We start from the raw sequence: 16,942 nt of genomic DNA on the forward strand, positions 1-16,942 counted from the left end.
TGGCGGTGAGGGGGGGATTGACTCGCTTCGCTCGCCCCTGCGGGGCAGCCCGCTCGCGGGCTCACGGTCTGTCCAACTGGCTGCGCCAGTTGTCGAACCCCGGTCGGGGATTCTCATCCCCCCCGGTGGGTGCCACATGCGAAAAAAAAGCCCGTACTTTCGTACGAGCTCTTCTTAAAATATGGCGGTGAGGGGGGGATTCGAACCCCCGATACGTTGCCGTATACACACTTTCCAGGCGTGCTCCTTCAGCCACTCGGACACCTCACCATATTGTCTTTCCCGTTGTTGTCGGGAACGGGCGCTAATGTAGGGAAATACGTATCGCCCGTCAATCAACTTTTTGCAAAATCAGCGCGTTTAGACAAACTTCGAACAACTTGCTCCTTAAACGTGCGAAATCCGTTTTTTTTGTCGCCACTCCCTTTTCACTTTGCGACAAGGGGAAATTTGTTATGCTGGCAAACCAATAGAAAACAATGAGTAAAATAAGACGCCTGCATTAACCTGCTCCGGGCGTCTGCTATCAGGAGCCCCTATGGAGATTATTTTTTACCATCCGACCTTTGATACCCAATACTGGATCCGAGAGCTGGAAAAGCAGTTACCCGGCGCGCGAGTACGCGAATGGAAAGCCGGCGATAACCAGCCGGCGGACTATGCCCTGGTCTGGCATCCACCGGTAGAGATGCTGCAAGGCAGGGCGCTGAAGGCCGTGTTCGCCCTTGGGGCGGGGGTGGATTCGATCCTTAGTAAGCTGCGCGATCATCCGGATATGTTGCCCTTGTCGATCCCGCTGTTTCGTCTCGAAGATACCGGTATGGGACGGCAGATGCAGGAGTATGCCGTGAGCAAGGTGCTCCACTGGTTCCGCCGGTTCGATGACTATCAGGCGTTGAAGTTGGCTTCCCGCTGGCAGCCGCTGCCCGAGTACCGCGCCGACGAATTCACCATCGGGATTATGGGCGCCGGCGTGCTGGGGGCGAAGGTTGCGGAAAGCCTGCAACCCTGGGGATTCCCGCTTCGCGTCTGGAGCCGTAGCCGTAAATCCTGGCCGCAGGTACAGAGCTTTGCCGGCCAGGCCGAGCTGGGTGGATTCCTGCAGGGGACTCGCGTCCTGATCAACCTGCTGCCGAATACCGCCGAAACCGTCGGTATTATCAACCAGACGCTTTTGGCGCAGCTGCCTGATGAGAGTTATCTCCTCAACCTTGCCCGCGGCGTGCATGTCGTAGAAGAGGATCTGCTGGCGGCGCTGAACAACGGTAAGCTCAAAGGCGCGATGCTCGATGTCTTCAGTCGCGAACCGCTGCCGCAGGAGAGTCCGCTATGGGCGCACCCGCGGGTGGCTATGACTCCCCACGTGGCGGCAGTCACCCGCCCGATGGAGGCAATTGCCTATATCGCCGGGACCATTAGCCGGCTGGAGCGAGGGGAATCGGTTAGCGGTCAGGTCGATCGTCAGCGCGGTTATTAAGATAAGCGAACCCCGCCACGGCGGGGTTTTTGCTAATCAATAGCCCGGTTTCCTGCTATTCTTGCGGCAAACAGAAGAGGAGAATGTGATGTATCCCGTTGACCTGCACATGCATACCGTCGCCAGCACCCACGCCTACAGCACCCTGCACGATTATATTGCGGAAGCAAAGCGTAAAGGGATCAAACTCTTCGCCATCACCGACCATGGCCCGGATATGGCGGATGCCCCGCACTACTGGCACTTCGTTAATATGCGCATCTGGCCCCGCCTGGTAGACGGGGTGGGGATCCTGCGCGGTATTGAGTCGAATATTAAAAATATCGAAGGTGAGATCGACTGCTCCGGGCCGATGTTGACGTCGCTCGATTTGATCATCGCCGGATTCCACGAGCCGGTGTTTCCGCCGCAGGATAGCGCCACCCATACGCAGGCGATGATTGCCGCGATGGCCAGCGGTAAAGTGCATATGATTAGCCATCCCGGTAATCCGAAATTCCCGGTGGATATTCCGGCCATAGCCGAAGCGGCGGCCCGTTACCAGGTGGCGCTGGAGATCAATAACTCCTCTTTCGTTTCATCGCGCGTGGGCAGTGAAGATAACTGCCGTGCTATCGCCGCCGCGGTGCGCGACGCCGGAGGGTGGGTGGCGCTGGGCTCGGACTCTCATACGGCGTTTACCCTCGGAGAGTTTACCGAGTGCCGCAAGATCCTCGATGCTGTCGATTTCCCGGAGGAGAGGATCCTCAACGTTTCTCCGCGTCGCCTGCTCGACTTCCTCGAGTCGCGTGGTATGCCGGCGATCCCGGAATTTGCTGACCTTTAATTTGTATAACTGGAATAACTGAATGAACGAGTTTTCAATCCTCTGCCGCGTGCTGGGTTCGCTGTATTACCGTCAACCGCAGGACCCGCTGCTGGTGCCGCTGTTTAGCCTGATCCGCGAGGGCAAACTGGCCGCCAGCTGGCCGCTGGAGCAGGACGAGCTGCTGGCGCGTCTGCAGAAAAGCTGTGAAATGCAGTCCCTGGCGACGGACTATAATGCGCTGTTCGTCGGTGAAGCCTGCAGCGTTCCGCCGTACCGTAGCGCGTGGGTGGAGGGTTCCTCTGAAGCGGAGGTCCGGGCTTTTCTGAGCAATCACGGCATCCCGACAGGAGAAGGTCCGGTGGATCATCTCGGATCGCTGCTGCTGGCCGCCTCCTGGCTGGAGGATCATGCCACAGAAGCGCAGAGCGAGACGCTGGAGCTCCTGTTTGCCGACTATATCCTGCCGTGGTGCGGGACGATGCTGGGGAAAGTCGAAGCGCATGCGCACACACCGTTCTGGCGCACCATGGCGCCGTTAACCCGCGACGCCATCGCCGCGATGTGGGAAGAGCTTCAGGAAGAAGATGAGCAATAAAATGTGATTTAAGTCACTAATTTAATGTAACTGAAATCAGGTTCATTCATTTAGTGTGTTTTAGATCGCATTATTTCGGTGCGTATCTGCTAGGATACGCGCCATGAACATACTCTTCGCAATCGCATTAACGACGGGCATTCTCTCCGGGATTTGGGGATGGGTGGCCGTCGCCCTCGGCCTGCTGAGCTGGGCCGGTTTCCTCGGCTGTACGGCCTATTTCGCCTGCCCGCAGGGCGGTCTGAAAGGTCTGGCCATCTCCTCCTGCACGGTAATGAGCGGCGTGGTCTGGGCGTTGGTGATTATCCACGGTAGCGCGCTGGCCCCACAGCTGCAGATCCTCAGCTATATGATGACCGGCGTCGTGGCCTTTCTGATGTGCATCCAGGCGCGACAGAGGCTGCTGTCGTTTGTCCCTGGCACCTTTATCGGCGCCTGCGCGACCTTCGCTGCAGATGGCGACTGGCGTCAGGTGATCCCTTCCCTGGCGCTGGGCTTGGTCTTTGGCTATGTCATGAAGAATAGTGGCCTGTGGCTGGCGGCCCGTGCGGAAAAGCAAAAATCGTTCGTCAACGACAACGCCTGAACGGCGGGACGATGATATCAACAGGACCCTCAGGGTCCTGTTTTTTTTACCATCTTGTCGCCGGCGCTGCGGGATAATCTTGCTCCCGGGGGCGGGTATGCCCTAGTATCGGCAGAAAGCCGTACCCACGCGCTATGCCGACAGGAGGAGAAATGGCTGTTCAACCTGAAGTAATTCTCGGCGATATTACGACGCTTGATGTCGATGTGATTGTGAATGCGGCAAACCCCTCGCTGTTGGGCGGCGGCGGGGTGGATGGCGCGATCCACCGGGCGGCCGGTCCCGCGCTGCTGGCGGCCTGCAAGCAGGTGTTGCAGCAGCAGGGCGAATGTCCCCCTGGGCATGCGGTGATCACGATGGCGGGCGATCTTCCCGCCAGCGCGGTGATCCATACCGTGGGTCCGGTCTGGCACGGCGGCGACCGCATGGAGGCGCAAACCCTGGCCGATGCCTACAAAAACAGCCTGCAGCTGGCGGCGGCAAACAACTATCGCTCCATTGCGTTTCCGGCGATCAGCACCGGCGTGTATGGCTATCCGAAAGAGGAAGCGGCGGCGATCGCCGTGCGCACCGTGACCGCGTTTCTCACCCGCTATAACCCGCTTGAACGGGTCCTGTTCGTCTGTTTCGACGAGGAAACGGCAGCTATCTATCGTCGCCTGCTGGCGGCATGCCCCTGATTCAGCAGAATAGGCTATGATAACCGCCGATATTGACAGGAATGATGGATAGCAGGAGGGAGCAGGGTGTCAGAAGGAAAAGTACAGCAGAAGCAGCAGGCGCGCCGCGCGGAGATCGTTGCCGCTGCGCAAAGATGTTTCGCGGCGAAGGGATTGCATGGCGCCTCTGTCGCGGATATCGCCCGCGAGGCGGGTCTGAGCGTCGGTCAGCTGTATCGCATTTTTGCCAGCAAGGAAGCGATCATCGAAGCAATTGTCAGCGAAATCGTCAACGCCAGAGTCGGCGAGATGATCGATGAGAACCACAATCTGGCGCGAAAAGCGGCGGTGCTGGCGGGCAGGATCCCGACTTCGGCAGCCACCAGAAGCGACAATTATCTGTTGATGGAAATTAACGCCGAAGCCTCGCGCAACCCACGCTTGCGCGAGATCCTGGTGCAGGCCGACCGGCGGTTGAAAGAGGAGGGCGGGCGTTTGTCGCAGCGTTATCATCCCGGGCTCAGCGATGCGCGACGCAATGCCGCTTCAGAGCTCATCGCCGTTCTGACGGAGGGGGCAGCCTACCGCTGTGAGCTGAGCGCATCCACCCCGGTCGATAAAGCGGATTTAGAAGCCCTGTATAACATGATCTTCGACCGGCTGTTTGATGAGCAAGCGTAGCGCGGCACGCCAGGCGTGCCGCAAAAGCTAAAGGTTAACTGGCCGAGGCCGGGGTTTTGGCCGGTTTGTTCATCGGTTTACCGGAGAACAGGAAACGCAGCAGCGGAATACGCAGGTGAATTTCATACAGGATCAGGGCAATACCCACCACAAAAACCAACCCGCCAATAAAGCCTAAGGTATTTGACTTGATGGCCGGGGTGATCCACGCCCCGTACAACAGCGTCAGCGGATGGTGCACCAGGTAAATAAACAGCGAAGCATTGACGAAATAGGTCACCCGCGCCGACTGGAAGTTCAGCAGGCGATGGCCGAGCGAAAAGACGACATTGACCATCCACAGCCCCAGCACCATGGTGATCACCGATTCCGTTTCATACATCCAGCCGTCGCCGGAGCCGTACTGCTGGTTCAGCCGATAGGCGATAAATCCCAGCAGCGCTGCCGCGCAGCACCATGGCGACGGCGTGGTGAACATCGCCTTTAAGCGCGGATTAATAAAGGTCTGCGCCCCCAGCACAAAGAAGGGCAGATAGAACAGCGTCTGCATGACCACAAAGTTAAACAGACCATTGCTTAGCAGGGGCGGATAGATCACGAACAATGACCGACGGATCAGCGCGTAAAGCACCCCTAGCGCAAGGAAAATCATCGTCAGCTGGCCCATAGTGACAGTGTCACCGAAAGCGTGAGCACCTCCTGCCGGGCGGCGCGTCAGCCATTTGAACAGCACCACGCCCAGCGAAGTCAGCACCACCAGGACCAGCAAAAACCACAGGTGGGAAATGAGCTCCCACGCCAGGGTGTTGAATTTGTCGTACCCGGAAAGGGTGTGCCAGTTTTCCGCCTTGCCGTTGACGTACTGCAGCATAATAAACTGCGGCAGCGTCAGCAGCGGGATGGCGGTCAGCATCGGAATGCCGACCCGTTCGACGCGCACTTTCCACCACTTTTTCAGCGGGTAGCGCAGGAACAGCATATAGGAAAAATAGCCGGAGATGACGAAGAAGACCTGCATGCGGAAGGCATGAATGAAATCATTAAACAGCGTCAGCCACCACGAGGGCTCAGCGCTGTTGACATGCCAGCTGTGGCTGGAATAAATCAGCGAAATGTGAAAAGGGATCCCCAGCAGCATCAGCCAGGCGCGGATGCTGTCGAAAAAATATTCACGCTGTACCGGAGTATTATTCATACGATTCACGACAATCTCAGATAATTCGTCTTATCACTCAAGATGATAACGCTTACATTATCAGCAACCCTACATGAACTCGGGGTACCTGTCTCCAGGATAAGCACGCAAAGTGCAAACGGGACTGCGAACTGTTTATTCCCTGCGCCGCTACGCTGAACAAAGCAGGGATTATGTTGTCGGATTGCCTGAGTTTCCATTAAAATAGATCGGATCGATTTAAGCACACAAAGGGGGAAGTGCTTACTTATATGAAACATAAACCACAGATGATGAAAATGCGTTGGTTAAGCGCAGCCGTAATGTTGTCCCTGTGTACTTCATCTGCATGGGCATTTAGCATTGATGACGTTGCAAAAGAGGCCAAAACGTTAGCCGGGAAAGGCTATGAAGCGCCAAAGAGTAACCTGCCCTCCGCTTTCCGCGATATGAAATACGCGGACTACCAGCAAATTCAGTTTAATCACGATAAAGCTTACTGGAATAACCAGAAAACCCCATTCAAGCTTGAATTTTACCATCAGGGTATGTACTTCGACACGCCGGTCACCATCAATGAAGTGACGGCCACCAGCGTGCGTAAAATTAAATATAGCCCGGACTATTTTAACTTTGGTAACGTTCAGCACGATAAAGACACGGTGAAAGACCTTGGTTTCGCCGGCTTCAAAGTACTGTATCCGATCAACAGCAAAGATAAGAACGATGAAATCGTCAGCATGCTCGGTGCCAGCTACTTCCGCGTGCTGGGTCAGGGTCAGGTATACGGTCTGTCCGCGCGCGGTCTGGCTATCGATACCGCGCTGCCTTCCGGCGAAGAGTTCCCGCGTTTTCGTGAGTTCTGGATCGAGCGACCAAAAGCCACCGACAAGCGTTTGACTATCTATGCGCTGCTGGATTCGCCGCGGGCAACCGGCGCCTATCGCTTTGTGATCATGCCGGGACGCGACACCGTGGTGGATGTCCAGTCCAAAGTTTACCTGCGTGACAAAGTGGGCAAACTGGGCGTGGCGCCGCTGACCAGCATGTTCCTGTTCGGTTCCAACCAGCCTTCTCCGGCGCTCAACTATCGTCCGGCGCTGCACGACTCCAATGGTCTGTCGATCCTGGCGGGCAACGGCGAGTGGATCTGGCGTCCGCTGAACAACCCGAAACACCTGGCCGTTAGCAGCTATGCGATGGAAAACCCGCAAGGGTTCGGCCTGCTGCAGCGCGGCCGTCAGTTCTCGCGCTTCGAGGACCTTGACGATCGTTATGACCTGCGCCCGAGCGCCTGGATCACCCCGAAAGGGGAGTGGGGCAAAGGGAAAATCGAACTGGTCGAAATCCCGACCAACGATGAAACCAACGATAACATCGTGACTTACTGGACGCCGGATCAGCTGCCGGAGCCGGGCAAGGAGATGAACTTCAAGTACACCATCACCTTCAGCCGCGATGAAGACAAGCTGCATGCGCCGGATAACGCGTACGTTATGCAGACCCGCCGCTCTACCGGCGACGTGAAGCAGTCGAACCTGATCCGCCAGCCGGACGGCACCATTGCTTTCATTGTCGACTTCACCGGCGCCGATATGAAAAAACTGCCAGCGGATACCCCGGTCGCCGCCCAGGCGAGCACCGGCGATAACGCTGAAATCGTTGAAAATACCGTGCGTTACAATCCGGTGACCAAAGGCTGGCGTATGATCCTGCGTTTGAAGGTGAAAGATCCGAAGAAAACGACGGAAATGCGCGCCGCACTGGTTAACGGTGATGACACGTTGAGCGAAACCTGGAGCTATCAGCTGCCTGCCAATGAATAAGATAACGAAGTACATTGACGCATTGCCGCTGTCGGACGCCGAGAAATCGGCGCTGCCGGACACCAGCCTGCAGGCCGTTCATCAGGCCCTGGATGACGAACATCAGACCTTCGCCCGCGAAGACGACTCCCCGCTGGGGTCGGTCAAGGCGCGGCTGGCGCACAGCTGGCCGGATTCGCTGTCTGGCGATCAGCTGGTGAAGGATGATGAAGGCCGCACCCAGCTGCATGCGATGCCGAAAGCCAAGCGCTCCTCGATGATCCCGGACCCGTGGCGTACCAACCCGGTTGGCCGCTTCTGGGACCGTCTGCGCGGACGCGATGTCACGCCGCGCTATCTCTCCCGCCTGACGCAAGAAGAGCGCGAGAGCGAGCAAAAATGGCGTACCGTCGGCACCATTCGTCGCTACATCCTGCTGCTGCTGACGCTGTCGCAGACCGTGGTGGCCACCTGGTACATGAAAACCATTCTGCCTTATCAGGGCTGGGCGCTGATCAACCCGGCCGACATGGTGGGGCAGAACCTGTGGATCTCGTTCATGCAGCTGCTGCCGTACGTGTTGCAGAGCGGCATTCTGATCCTCTTCGCGGTGCTGTTCTGCTGGGTTTCCGCTGGCTTCTGGACCGCGTTAATGGGCTTCCTGCAGCTGTTGATCGGTCGCGATAAGTACAGTATTTCCGCCTCGACGGTCGGTGACGAACCGTTGAACCCGGCGCACCGGACAGCGCTTATTATGCCGATCTGTAACGAAGACGTTGACCGCGTGTTCGCCGGGCTGCGGGCGACCTGGGAGTCGGTGAAAGCCACCGGCAACGGCGCCCATTTCGACGTCTATATCCTCAGCGACAGCTATAACCCCGATATCTGTGTTGCTGAGCAAAAGGCGTGGATGGAGCTGATTGCCGAAGTGCAGGGCGAAGGGCAGATCTTCTACCGTCGTCGTCGTCGTCGCGTGAAGCGTAAGAGCGGCAACATCGATGATTTCTGCCGCCGCTGGGGCAGCCAGTATAGCTACATGGTGGTGCTTGACGCGGACTCGGTAATGACCGGAGAGTGTCTGAGCAGCCTGGTGCGTCTGATGGAAGCGAACCCGAACGCCGGGATCATCCAGTCATCCCCACGCGCCTCGGGCATGGACACGCTGTATGCGCGTTGCCAGCAGTTTGCCACCCGGGTGTATGGTCCGCTGTTTACGGCGGGTCTGCACTTCTGGCAGCTGGGGGAGTCCCACTACTGGGGACATAACGCCATTATCCGCGTGAAGCCGTTCATTGAGCACTGCGCGCTGGCGCCGCTGCCGGGCGAGGGCAACTTTGCCGGGTCAATTCTGTCGCACGACTTTGTTGAAGCCGCGCTGATGCGTCGCGCCGGCTGGGGCGTGTGGATTGCCTACGATCTGCCGGGCTCTTATGAAGAGCTGCCGCCGAACCTGCTGGACGAGCTGAAACGCGACCGCCGCTGGTGCCAGGGCAACCTGATGAACTTCCGCCTGTTCCTCGTGAGAGGGATGCACCCGGTCCACCGAGCGGTGTTCCTTACCGGCGTGATGTCCTATCTGTCAGCGCCGCTGTGGTTTATGTTCCTTGCCCTGTCGACAGCGCTGCAGGTGGTGCATGCCCTGACCGAGCCGCAGTACTTCCTGCAGCCTCGTCAGCTGTTCCCGGTGTGGCCGCAGTGGCGTCCGGAGCTGGCTATTGCGCTGTTCGCCTCGACCATGGTGCTGCTGTTCCTGCCGAAGCTGCTGAGTATTATCCTGGTGTGGTGTAAGGGGCCGAAGGAGTACGGTGGATTTATCCGCGTGACGCTTTCCCTGCTGCTGGAGGTTCTGTTCTCGGTCCTGCTGGCGCCGGTTCGCATGCTGTTCCACACCGTCTTCGTGGTCAGCGCCTTCCTCGGCTGGGAAGTGGTGTGGAATTCGCCGCAGCGTGATGATGACTCCACGCCGTGGGGAGAAGCCTTTATGCGTCACGGCTCGCAGCTGCTGCTGGGGCTGGTATGGGCGGTCGGAATGGCATGGCTGGATCTGCGCTTCCTGTTCTGGCTGGCGCCGATTGTCGTATCGCTGATTCTGTCGCCGTTCGTGTCGGCTATCTCCAGCCGGGCGACCGTGGGCCTGCGCACCAAGCGCTGGAAGCTGTTCCTGATTCCGGAAGAGTATTCGCCGCCGCAGGTGCTCAAGGATACCGATGCGTACCTGACGCTGAACCGTCAGCGTTCGCTGGACGATGGCTTTATGCACGCGGTGTTTAACCCGTCGTTTAACGCCCTTGCCACCGCGATGGCCACCGCGCGGCACCGTCAGGGTCATATCCTGGAGATCGCCCGCGAGCGTCATGTCGAGCAGGCGCTGAATGAAACGCCGGATAAGCTGAACCGCGATCGTCGACTGGTGCTGTTGAGCGACCCGGTAACCATGTCGCGTCTGCACTATCGCGTATGGGCCGCGCCGGAGAAATACTCCTCGTGGGTGAACGCCTATCAGCAGCTGGCGCTTAACCCGCTGGCGCTGAAAACGAAATAAGCCGTACGTTAATGAAAATACCGGCAGCGATGCCGGTATTTTTTTATCTGAAAGACGAGGTTGTGGATGCGAATACTACCGATCATTGCCATGGCGCTGCTGCTCAGCGGCTGCGGCAGCATTATCAGCCGGACGGTGCCCGGGCAGGGGCATGGCAATCAATATTACCCGGGCGTGCAGTGGGACGTTCGCGATTCAGGATGGCGCTATCTCACCATTCTGGACCTGCCGTTCTCGCTGGTATTCGATACGCTTCTGCTGCCGCTGGACGCCAGCCACGGGCCCTATAACTGATTAACGCTCGTCCCACTCGTCGGCCGCCGTCTGTCCCTCTTCGGTGTCCAGAGAGGGCTCGAGCTGGAATTCACCTTCATCCCACTCATGAAGCGTATTTTCCTCCAGCCACTCCTGACGGAGCTCTATCTCATCATAATCCCCATCGAAGACGCTCTGCGCGGCTTCGCCGCTAAGCATCGGTAAGCATTCGCCTTGTTCCTCTTCGTCAGCAAAAAATTCGGCCTGCCAGGCGATATCGCCATCCTGCAGCACATACTTTTGAATATTGAGCTGCTCAACGTTAGCGCTCTCTTCATCGCTGTCAGGGTTGTTGGCGAGAAATTCTTCACGTGCTGCATCAATAGCTTCTTCGAGCGTGGCATAGAACATCGAATCCTTTGGCATAGCGAATCTCCTGAGAAGAATATGAATTGAACACGATTCAATCTATAGAAGGCGCTTGGCAAGGCGTCAAGGGGCTGAGCCCCTCTGGACGTTAATTTACTGAATGGCGGTCGGGCTGCGAGGCGTCCGCGGCTGGTCGGCGCAGGCTAAGGGTCGAATAGATCGCGTTAAACAATACCACTCCTGCGGTGACAAGGAAGACGGCGCGAAAGCCGTAGTTGGCGGAAACCGAGGCGCCGATCAGGGGGCCGGTGACGTTGCCAATATCACGAAATGACTGGTTATAGCTGAAGATCCGCCCGGAGATCTGGCTGGTGGAGTTATACACCAGCAGGGTTTGCACAGCCGGCAGCAGCGCGCCGTCCGCGGCGCCGAGCAGGAACCGCAAGATACCTAACTGCAGCGGGGTCTGGACGAACGCCATCGGGATCAGCAACAGCACCGAGATAATCAGCGCCACGATGAGGATTTTTTCCGGTCCGATACGATCCCCCAGTTTGCCCAGACGGGGGGCGCTCATCAGGGCGGCAATGCCCGGCACTGAGGCGATCATCCCGCTGATAAAGGCGATATTGCTGACGTTACCCGCCAGATCGCGCACGTAAAGCGTCAGGATCGGCGCAATGGAGCCGGTGGCGACCTGGATGATCAGCGAGGTGACAAACAGGCTGAGCACCAGTTTCGGATTCTGCAGAGAGGAGAATACCGCCTTCGCGCTGAGCATCTCTTTTTTAGCAATTGGGACAAAATTTTCACGGATTAAAAACAGGGTAAACAGAAAGCAGATAAACAGCACTGCGGCGGTCATAAAGAAGACGGTACGCAGGCCCCAGTGGTCTGCCAGGAAACCACCCGCCAGCGGGCCGAGCAGGGCGCCGCTTACCGCGCCGGTTGACAGCGTGCCCAGCGCCCAGCCGCTTTTATGACGTGGGATCTGGGTGGCGATCAGGGCGTTGGCGTTGGGAATAAAGCCGCCCAGCAGGCCGAGCAGCGCGCGCAGCAGCAGAAACTGCCAGATATTCTGCGCCATCCCCATCAACATCATGACGATGGCCATCCCGAGGGCTGAACGCAGCAGCATGATTTTACGTCCCTTGCGGTCAGCAAGTCCGCCCCAGAACGGCGAGGCGATGGCGGAGAAGAGAAAGGTAATGCTAAAGACCAGCCCGGACCACATGTTCAGGGCGCTATGGCCGGTGACGCCGAGTTGTTCGACATAGAGCGGCAGAAAGGGCATGACCAGGCTGAAGGCGGCGCCGGTTAAAAAGCAGCCAAGCCAGGTGACGGTCAGGTTTCGTTTCCAGTTGATGGGGGTATCAGCAGACGACATAGGGTTCCACTGGCCTGCGCAGCAGGTCAAATTAAGAGAAAATATGAGCCTGCTAATTATGCGCCTGGGAAATAAATGCCGCAATGGAGGAGAGCTTTTAAAGCTAAAGCAGAGCGTAAAGCCTGAGCGGTGGGGATTCCCGGCCGGGAGGCGCGCGGCCGGGAAAGGGGATCAGTAGCGGGAGGGCGTCCCCTCGGGGCGGGTTTTAAAGCGGCGATGGAGCCACATATATTGTTCCGGGGCCATCATAATGCACTGCTCTACGATCTTGTTCATCCACGCGGCGGTGGTTTCCGCGTCGTCCAGCGGCGGGGAGCACTCTGGCGGCAGGATAATCAGTTCATAACCTTTACCGTCCGGTTTACGGCGTGGAACAAAGGGCACGATGCAGGCTTTGGACATTTTCGCCAGCATCCAGGTGCCGGAGGTGGTCGCCGCCTGATCAACGGCAAACAGTGGGGCAAAGACGCTGGCGGTCGGGCCGTAATCATGATCCGGCGCGTACCACACCACCTCACCTTTTTTCAGCGCTCGGATCATACCTTTCAGATCCTTGCGGTCGATCATGTCCTTGTTGGAGCGCAGCCGGCCCCAGGTCTGCAGCCAGTCGATGACCGGGTTATCGTTGGGACGATAGACGCCAATCCCCGGCTCGTTCATGCCGAACATTCGCGCGCCCATTTCCAGTGTCAGGAAATGAATGCCGATCAGCAGAATGCCGCGCTGCTGCGCCTGCACATCGCGAATATGCTCAAAGCCGATGGTGTCGGTCCAGCGGGCGATTCGGCGAACTGGCCAGAACCAGGCCATACCGGTCTCCATCAGCCCCATGCCAACCGATTCGAAGTTCATCACCACCATCCGGTGACGTTCCTGCTCGCTTTTCTCGGGGAAGCAGAGCTCAAGGTTGCGATAGGCGATCTTCGCCCGGCGCTTCATAAAGCGCATGGCCAGGCGGCCGATGGCGTTCCCGATGCGGTAGATCAGCGGGTAGGGCAGTTGGACAACCAGCCACAGCAGGCCGATACCCAGCCACAGCAGCCAATAGCGCGGATGCAGCAGCGCCGGAGAAAATTTAGGCAAATGAGTCATTTCATACCCGTATCAGTAAGCAACATCTTATATTATCGCATTTTTTTACCGGCCAGCCAAAGGCGGCGACAGCCACATTGTTTTGTTAAGTGGGGGGCGACCGGGTGAGAAAAATGTAGCGTAAAATGTAGGGATGTAAATTAATAAGCTTTGCTATATCATGCCCGCCGTTTATTTCCTCATTTCTATGTCGAGCAGGTACACCATGCCAGTGTTACACAACCGCATTTCAAATGAGACGTTAAAGGCGCAAATGCTGGCTGAAACCGAGCCGCGCACGACGATCTCGTTCTATAAATATTTCACCATTGTCGATCCGCAGGCGACCCGCGATGCGCTGTGGGTTGCCTTAACCCAGCTGAAAGTCTTTGGCCGCATCTATCTGGCCCGGGAAGGGATCAACGCGCAAATCAGCGTGCCGCAAAGCAACGTTGAAGCCCTGCGTGAGTTTCTCTATGGCTTCGATCCTGCGCTGGCGGGGCTGCGTTTCAATATCGCTCTCGAGGACGACGGTAAATCGTTCTGGGTACTGCGCCTGAAAGTGCGTGACCGCATCGTTGCCGACGGCATCGACGATCCCTCCTTCGACGCCTCCAACGTCGGAGACTATCTCAAGGCGGCTGAGGTCAATGCGATGCTTGACGATCCGAATGCCGTGTTTATCGATATGCGCAACCACTATGAATATGAGGTGGGCCATTTCGAAAACGCGCTGGAGATCCCGGCGGATACCTTCCGCGACCAGTTGCCGAAAGCCGTGGAAATGATGCAGGACCATAAAGACAAGAAAATTGTCATGTATTGCACCGGCGGTATTCGCTGTGAAAAAGCCAGCGCCTGGATGAAGCATAACGGCTTCAATAAGGTCTGGCACATCGAGGGTGGCATCATCGAGTACGCCCGCCGCGCCCGTGAGCAAGGGCTGCCTGTGCGTTTCATTGGCAAAAACTTTGTCTTTGATGAACGGATGGGCGAGCGGATCTCCAATGACGTTATCGCGCACTGTCATCAGTGCGGCGTGCCGTGCGACACCCATACCAACTGCCTGAACGATGGTTGCCATCTGCTGTTTATCCAGTGCCCGAGCTGCGCCGAGAAGTTTGCCGGCTGCTGTAGCGAAGCCTGCATGGAAGAGCATAAGCTACCGGAAGAGGAGCAGCGTAAGCTGCGCGCCGGGCGTGAAAACGGCAATAAAATCTTTAATAAATCGCGTGGTCGGCTGAACACCAAACTCGGGATCCTCGATCCTGAGCCATCAGAAAAACCATAACCAGACGAGATCGATGATCGCCAGCAGCAGCCAAAGCGCCAGGTAGATCATAAAGTGCTCGCGGACGTTATTGACCAGCAAATTAAACAGGCGACGCATAATCGCTTTCAATGACTAACGGCCTCGACAGAGGCCGTTTTTTTTTTGCCCGACGGCAAAAGTGCCGCATTCCATTACGCGTTAAAGCGCGCCAGCGAGAAGGGCGCCAGGTTGAAGCTCGATGCTTCGCCCTGAGCAAACTGACTGGCAATTTCCCCCAACACCGGGGCAAACTTAAAGCCATGCCCGCTCAGACCGGTGATTAGCAACGTGTCTGGTCTGCCGGGTAACGTATCGATAATAAAATCTTCATCGACGGTATTGTCATAAGTACAGGAGGCGCCGTGCAGGCAGCCGCCGATCCCTGGCAGGACGTTGCGCAAAAAAGGAAACGATTCGGAGCCATCGCTGGCGACAGCGCCAAATGCCACTCGCTCCTGCGGCATGGAGATCGGTTGACCGCCGTTATGCTTGCCAATCTTCAGCTCGTTATCTTCTGCCGGGAAACCGTAGTATTGATCTCCGTTGGGCAACTCGCCGGTGAAGGCCGGAAAGTGATTCTTGCTGCTGTAACGGCCATCGGCCTGGTACCAGGCAAACACCTTACGTACCGGCTGGATGGGGAGGTCCGGGAGCAGGCGGGTGACCCAGGTCCCGGCGCTGACCAGCAGCTTTTTACCATGATATTCACCGTCGAGGGTATCGATGGTGATCCCGTCAGCATGGTGATGAATAGCCGAGACCGGACAGTTGAATAGCTGCGCGCAGCCTGCTTCCCGCGCCAGACGGATCCAGGTTTCGACGGCCAGCTCGCTGCGCAGTACGCCGGAAGCGGGTTCGAAAATCGCCCGATAGTCCTCGGGGAGGCGTATCTCTGGCCAGCGCTGCATCACGGCCTGGGCATCCAGCTCTTCCACCTCAAGCTTGAACGCACGGGCGCTGGCGGCGACGTTGGCGAGAAAAGCGGAGCTGGCGGGGCCGAGGTTAATGACGCCGGTGCGTTCAAACACGGCTTCGCCACTGATCTCTGCCAGTTCATCCCATAGCTGCTGGGCACGCAGCACCAGCGGAACATATTTCTCACCTTCGCCATAGGCGTGACGGATAAGACGGCTGCTGCCGTGATGGCTGCCTTCCTGGTGGGGAGGTTGATGGGCGTCGGTCATCAGAACATTGAGTCCGGCACGGCGCGCATAATAGCCAGCGGCGGCGCCGACGGAGCCGCTGCCAATAATGATAAGATCGTATTGCATGGTGAGTTCCGGGTAATTGCCTTGTTAGCAGGGTAATTAACTCCCTGTGCTTATACAAGCCCGAAAATAATTCAGGCACCCGCAGGTGCCTGTTAAGTTTAATGTTAAGTCATTCGCAAGCCGCGTTAATGTCGGCGGTACTCGTTTTCCTGGTATTCGCCAGATTCAATCTTCGCAATGCCTGCTTCCAGGATTGAAATAAACTGACGTGCGACGTCCGTCGTTAGCCATAGCGTCTGGCCGATCTCAGCATCATTACTGTTTTCTTGAGTGGGGTTCTGGTAGTGCAGGCGCAACATCAGCGCATCGTAGCTATCAACGGTGCTGATGTCCCATCCAACGAGGGGATGGGTCTGAATGACTTCATTATTTTTTTCCATCATAACCCCTTATTCATATGTTAAAAGACAACAATTCTCGAGGTTTAATGCATATTTTTTGAAGCAAGTTAATTATATCAGGGATCAAGAATAAACTCGAGAAATTAAATGAAAGGCAGCATGATTTTCTTCTTTTGCCGCTTTTTTATTCAAGATAAGCGCGTAAAATGGCCACTTTAGTCGATATTGAGCAGAATAATCAGGACTATTCTGAACAGAAGAGGGGCTAAAAAAAGCCGGGGCGACCCGGCAAAAAAAAGCACAATGAGGGAGCAAACCAGCGTAACTGGATCCCGCCATGCTTCAGGAGAGATCGTGGACAAACCAGTCGTCCGCGCTTTCCCATGTTTCCTGCAGGATTTCGCTTATCCGGTCTTTGTCTTCTTTCAGGGCGCCAAACACCGAGAGCTGATTGCCGGTGGCGTAGCGGACGCTCACCTGGCTGTCGATGGCCGGGAATTGCTCGGCGATACGGCGAGAGAGTTCGTTATTCAGCGCTTCCAGCGCGCCGTTGGGTAAGGCGGTAGTTTTGGCGATAGACACTTCAATGCGCATAATTGCCCCCTGCGT

Annotated in this window: 18 protein-coding genes and 1 tRNA gene; 10 read left to right on the forward strand and 9 right to left on the reverse strand. The window is 57.0% G+C overall.

From position 1 onward, the window contains the following. Positions 1-182 precede the first annotated feature (182 nt). Positions 183-270: transfer RNA gene (locus tag ACQUTP_RS12550), tRNA-Ser, on the reverse strand. A 268-nt stretch (positions 271-538) separates the two neighbouring features. On the opposite strand from ACQUTP_RS12550, the gene ghrA reads away from it, so the two are divergent. The 6 genes from ghrA to ACQUTP_RS12580 all read left to right on the forward strand — a co-directional run bounded on the left by ghrA (position 539) and on the right by ACQUTP_RS12580 (position 4,806). Next, a complete protein-coding gene (ghrA, locus tag ACQUTP_RS12555) occupies positions 539-1,477 on the forward strand; it encodes a glyoxylate/hydroxypyruvate reductase GhrA (RefSeq protein ID WP_117263666.1) in 939 nt (312 codons plus the stop codon). 88 nt (positions 1,478-1,565) lie between these two features. Next, complete coding sequence (locus tag ACQUTP_RS12560; protein WP_004204525.1) at positions 1,566-2,303, forward strand: phosphatase; 738 nt, start codon at positions 1,566-1,568, stop codon at positions 2,301-2,303. Between the two features lie 22 nt (positions 2,304-2,325). After that, positions 2,326-2,880: a TorD/DmsD family molecular chaperone gene (locus tag ACQUTP_RS12565; protein ID WP_222690186.1), complete on the forward strand. Its 555-nt coding sequence runs from the start codon at positions 2,326-2,328 to the stop codon at positions 2,878-2,880. A gap of 103 nt (positions 2,881-2,983) precedes the next feature. Next, positions 2,984-3,466, forward strand: coding sequence for a DUF1097 domain-containing protein (locus ACQUTP_RS12570; protein ID WP_222690185.1), 483 nt, complete (start codon positions 2,984-2,986; stop codon positions 3,464-3,466). A gap of 152 nt (positions 3,467-3,618) precedes the next feature. Further along, positions 3,619-4,146: an O-acetyl-ADP-ribose deacetylase gene (gene ymdB, locus ACQUTP_RS12575; protein WP_004204529.1), complete on the forward strand. Its 528-nt coding sequence runs from the start codon at positions 3,619-3,621 to the stop codon at positions 4,144-4,146. Positions 4,147-4,212: 66 nt separating this feature from the next. Next, the gene (locus ACQUTP_RS12580) at positions 4,213-4,806 is read left to right on the forward strand and encodes a TetR/AcrR family transcriptional regulator (protein ID WP_017900746.1); all 594 of its coding nucleotides are present in this window, start codon (positions 4,213-4,215) and stop codon (positions 4,804-4,806) included. Positions 4,807-4,840: 34 nt separating this feature from the next. Here ACQUTP_RS12580 and mdoC read toward each other — a convergent pair whose 3' ends face one another. Next, complete coding sequence (mdoC, locus tag ACQUTP_RS12585) at positions 4,841-6,001, reverse strand: glucans biosynthesis protein MdoC (protein WP_004204532.1); 1,161 nt, start codon at positions 5,999-6,001, stop codon at positions 4,841-4,843. 251 nt (positions 6,002-6,252) lie between these two features. Here mdoC and mdoG point away from each other — a divergent pair, with 251 nt between their 5' ends. The 3 genes from mdoG to ACQUTP_RS12600 all read left to right on the forward strand — a co-directional run bounded on the left by mdoG (position 6,253) and on the right by ACQUTP_RS12600 (position 10,621). Next, positions 6,253-7,806: a glucans biosynthesis protein MdoG gene (mdoG, locus tag ACQUTP_RS12590; RefSeq protein ID WP_004140751.1), complete on the forward strand. Its 1,554-nt coding sequence runs from the start codon at positions 6,253-6,255 to the stop codon at positions 7,804-7,806. Beyond that, complete coding sequence (gene mdoH / locus ACQUTP_RS12595) at positions 7,799-10,327, forward strand: glucans biosynthesis glucosyltransferase MdoH (protein WP_017900745.1); 2,529 nt, start codon at positions 7,799-7,801, stop codon at positions 10,325-10,327. The genes mdoG and mdoH overlap by 8 nt, the downstream gene beginning before the upstream one ends. A 66-nt stretch (positions 10,328-10,393) precedes the next feature. Beyond that, positions 10,394-10,621: a YceK/YidQ family lipoprotein gene (locus ACQUTP_RS12600; protein ID WP_004204534.1), complete on the forward strand. Its 228-nt coding sequence runs from the start codon at positions 10,394-10,396 to the stop codon at positions 10,619-10,621. Here ACQUTP_RS12600 and ACQUTP_RS12605 read toward each other — a convergent pair whose 3' ends face one another. From ACQUTP_RS12605 to ACQUTP_RS12615, 3 genes are all read right to left on the reverse strand, one after another. Further along, positions 10,622-11,008 (reverse strand): MysB family protein, encoded by a 387-nt coding sequence (locus ACQUTP_RS12605; RefSeq protein ID WP_002898981.1) that lies wholly within the window; start codon positions 11,006-11,008, stop codon positions 10,622-10,624. Positions 11,009-11,099: 91 nt separating this feature from the next. Further along, on the reverse strand, positions 11,100-12,338 hold the full coding sequence (mdtG, locus tag ACQUTP_RS12610; RefSeq protein WP_004204535.1) for a multidrug efflux MFS transporter MdtG: 1,239 nt from the start codon (positions 12,336-12,338) through the stop codon (positions 11,100-11,102). Positions 12,339-12,509: 171 nt separating this feature from the next. Continuing rightward, the gene (locus ACQUTP_RS12615) at positions 12,510-13,430 is read right to left on the reverse strand and encodes a Kdo(2)-lipid IV(A) acyltransferase (RefSeq protein WP_023317908.1); all 921 of its coding nucleotides are present in this window, start codon (positions 13,428-13,430) and stop codon (positions 12,510-12,512) included. 205 nt (positions 13,431-13,635) lie between these two features. Here ACQUTP_RS12615 and ACQUTP_RS12620 point away from each other — a divergent pair, with 205 nt between their 5' ends. After that, positions 13,636-14,700: a rhodanese-related sulfurtransferase gene (locus ACQUTP_RS12620; RefSeq protein ID WP_065802220.1), complete on the forward strand. Its 1,065-nt coding sequence runs from the start codon at positions 13,636-13,638 to the stop codon at positions 14,698-14,700. On the opposite strand, the gene ACQUTP_RS12625 is transcribed toward ACQUTP_RS12620, so the two are convergent. The 4 genes from ACQUTP_RS12625 to dinI all read right to left on the reverse strand — a co-directional run bounded on the left by ACQUTP_RS12625 (position 14,686) and on the right by dinI (position 16,927). Continuing rightward, positions 14,686-14,799, reverse strand: a complete 114-nt coding sequence (locus ACQUTP_RS12625; protein WP_004204539.1) for a DUF2770 family protein — start codon at positions 14,797-14,799, stop codon at positions 14,686-14,688. The two genes, ACQUTP_RS12620 and ACQUTP_RS12625, sit on opposite strands and share 15 nt — an antisense overlap. A gap of 74 nt (positions 14,800-14,873) precedes the next feature. After that, on the reverse strand, positions 14,874-15,992 hold the full coding sequence (solA, locus tag ACQUTP_RS12630; protein ID WP_004204542.1) for an N-methyl-L-tryptophan oxidase: 1,119 nt from the start codon (positions 15,990-15,992) through the stop codon (positions 14,874-14,876). A gap of 125 nt (positions 15,993-16,117) precedes the next feature. Then, positions 16,118-16,372: a biofilm formation regulator BssS gene (gene bssS, locus ACQUTP_RS12635; protein ID WP_002898992.1), complete on the reverse strand. Its 255-nt coding sequence runs from the start codon at positions 16,370-16,372 to the stop codon at positions 16,118-16,120. A gap of 303 nt (positions 16,373-16,675) precedes the next feature. Continuing rightward, on the reverse strand, positions 16,676-16,927 hold the full coding sequence (gene dinI, locus ACQUTP_RS12640) for a DNA damage-inducible protein I (RefSeq protein ID WP_002898994.1): 252 nt from the start codon (positions 16,925-16,927) through the stop codon (positions 16,676-16,678). Between the last annotated feature and the right edge of the window lie 15 nt (positions 16,928-16,942).

The organism is Klebsiella sp. 2-CIP_Kleb., from assembly GCF_050378715.1.
Lineage (GTDB): Bacteria > Pseudomonadota > Gammaproteobacteria > Enterobacterales > Enterobacteriaceae > Klebsiella > Klebsiella quasipneumoniae.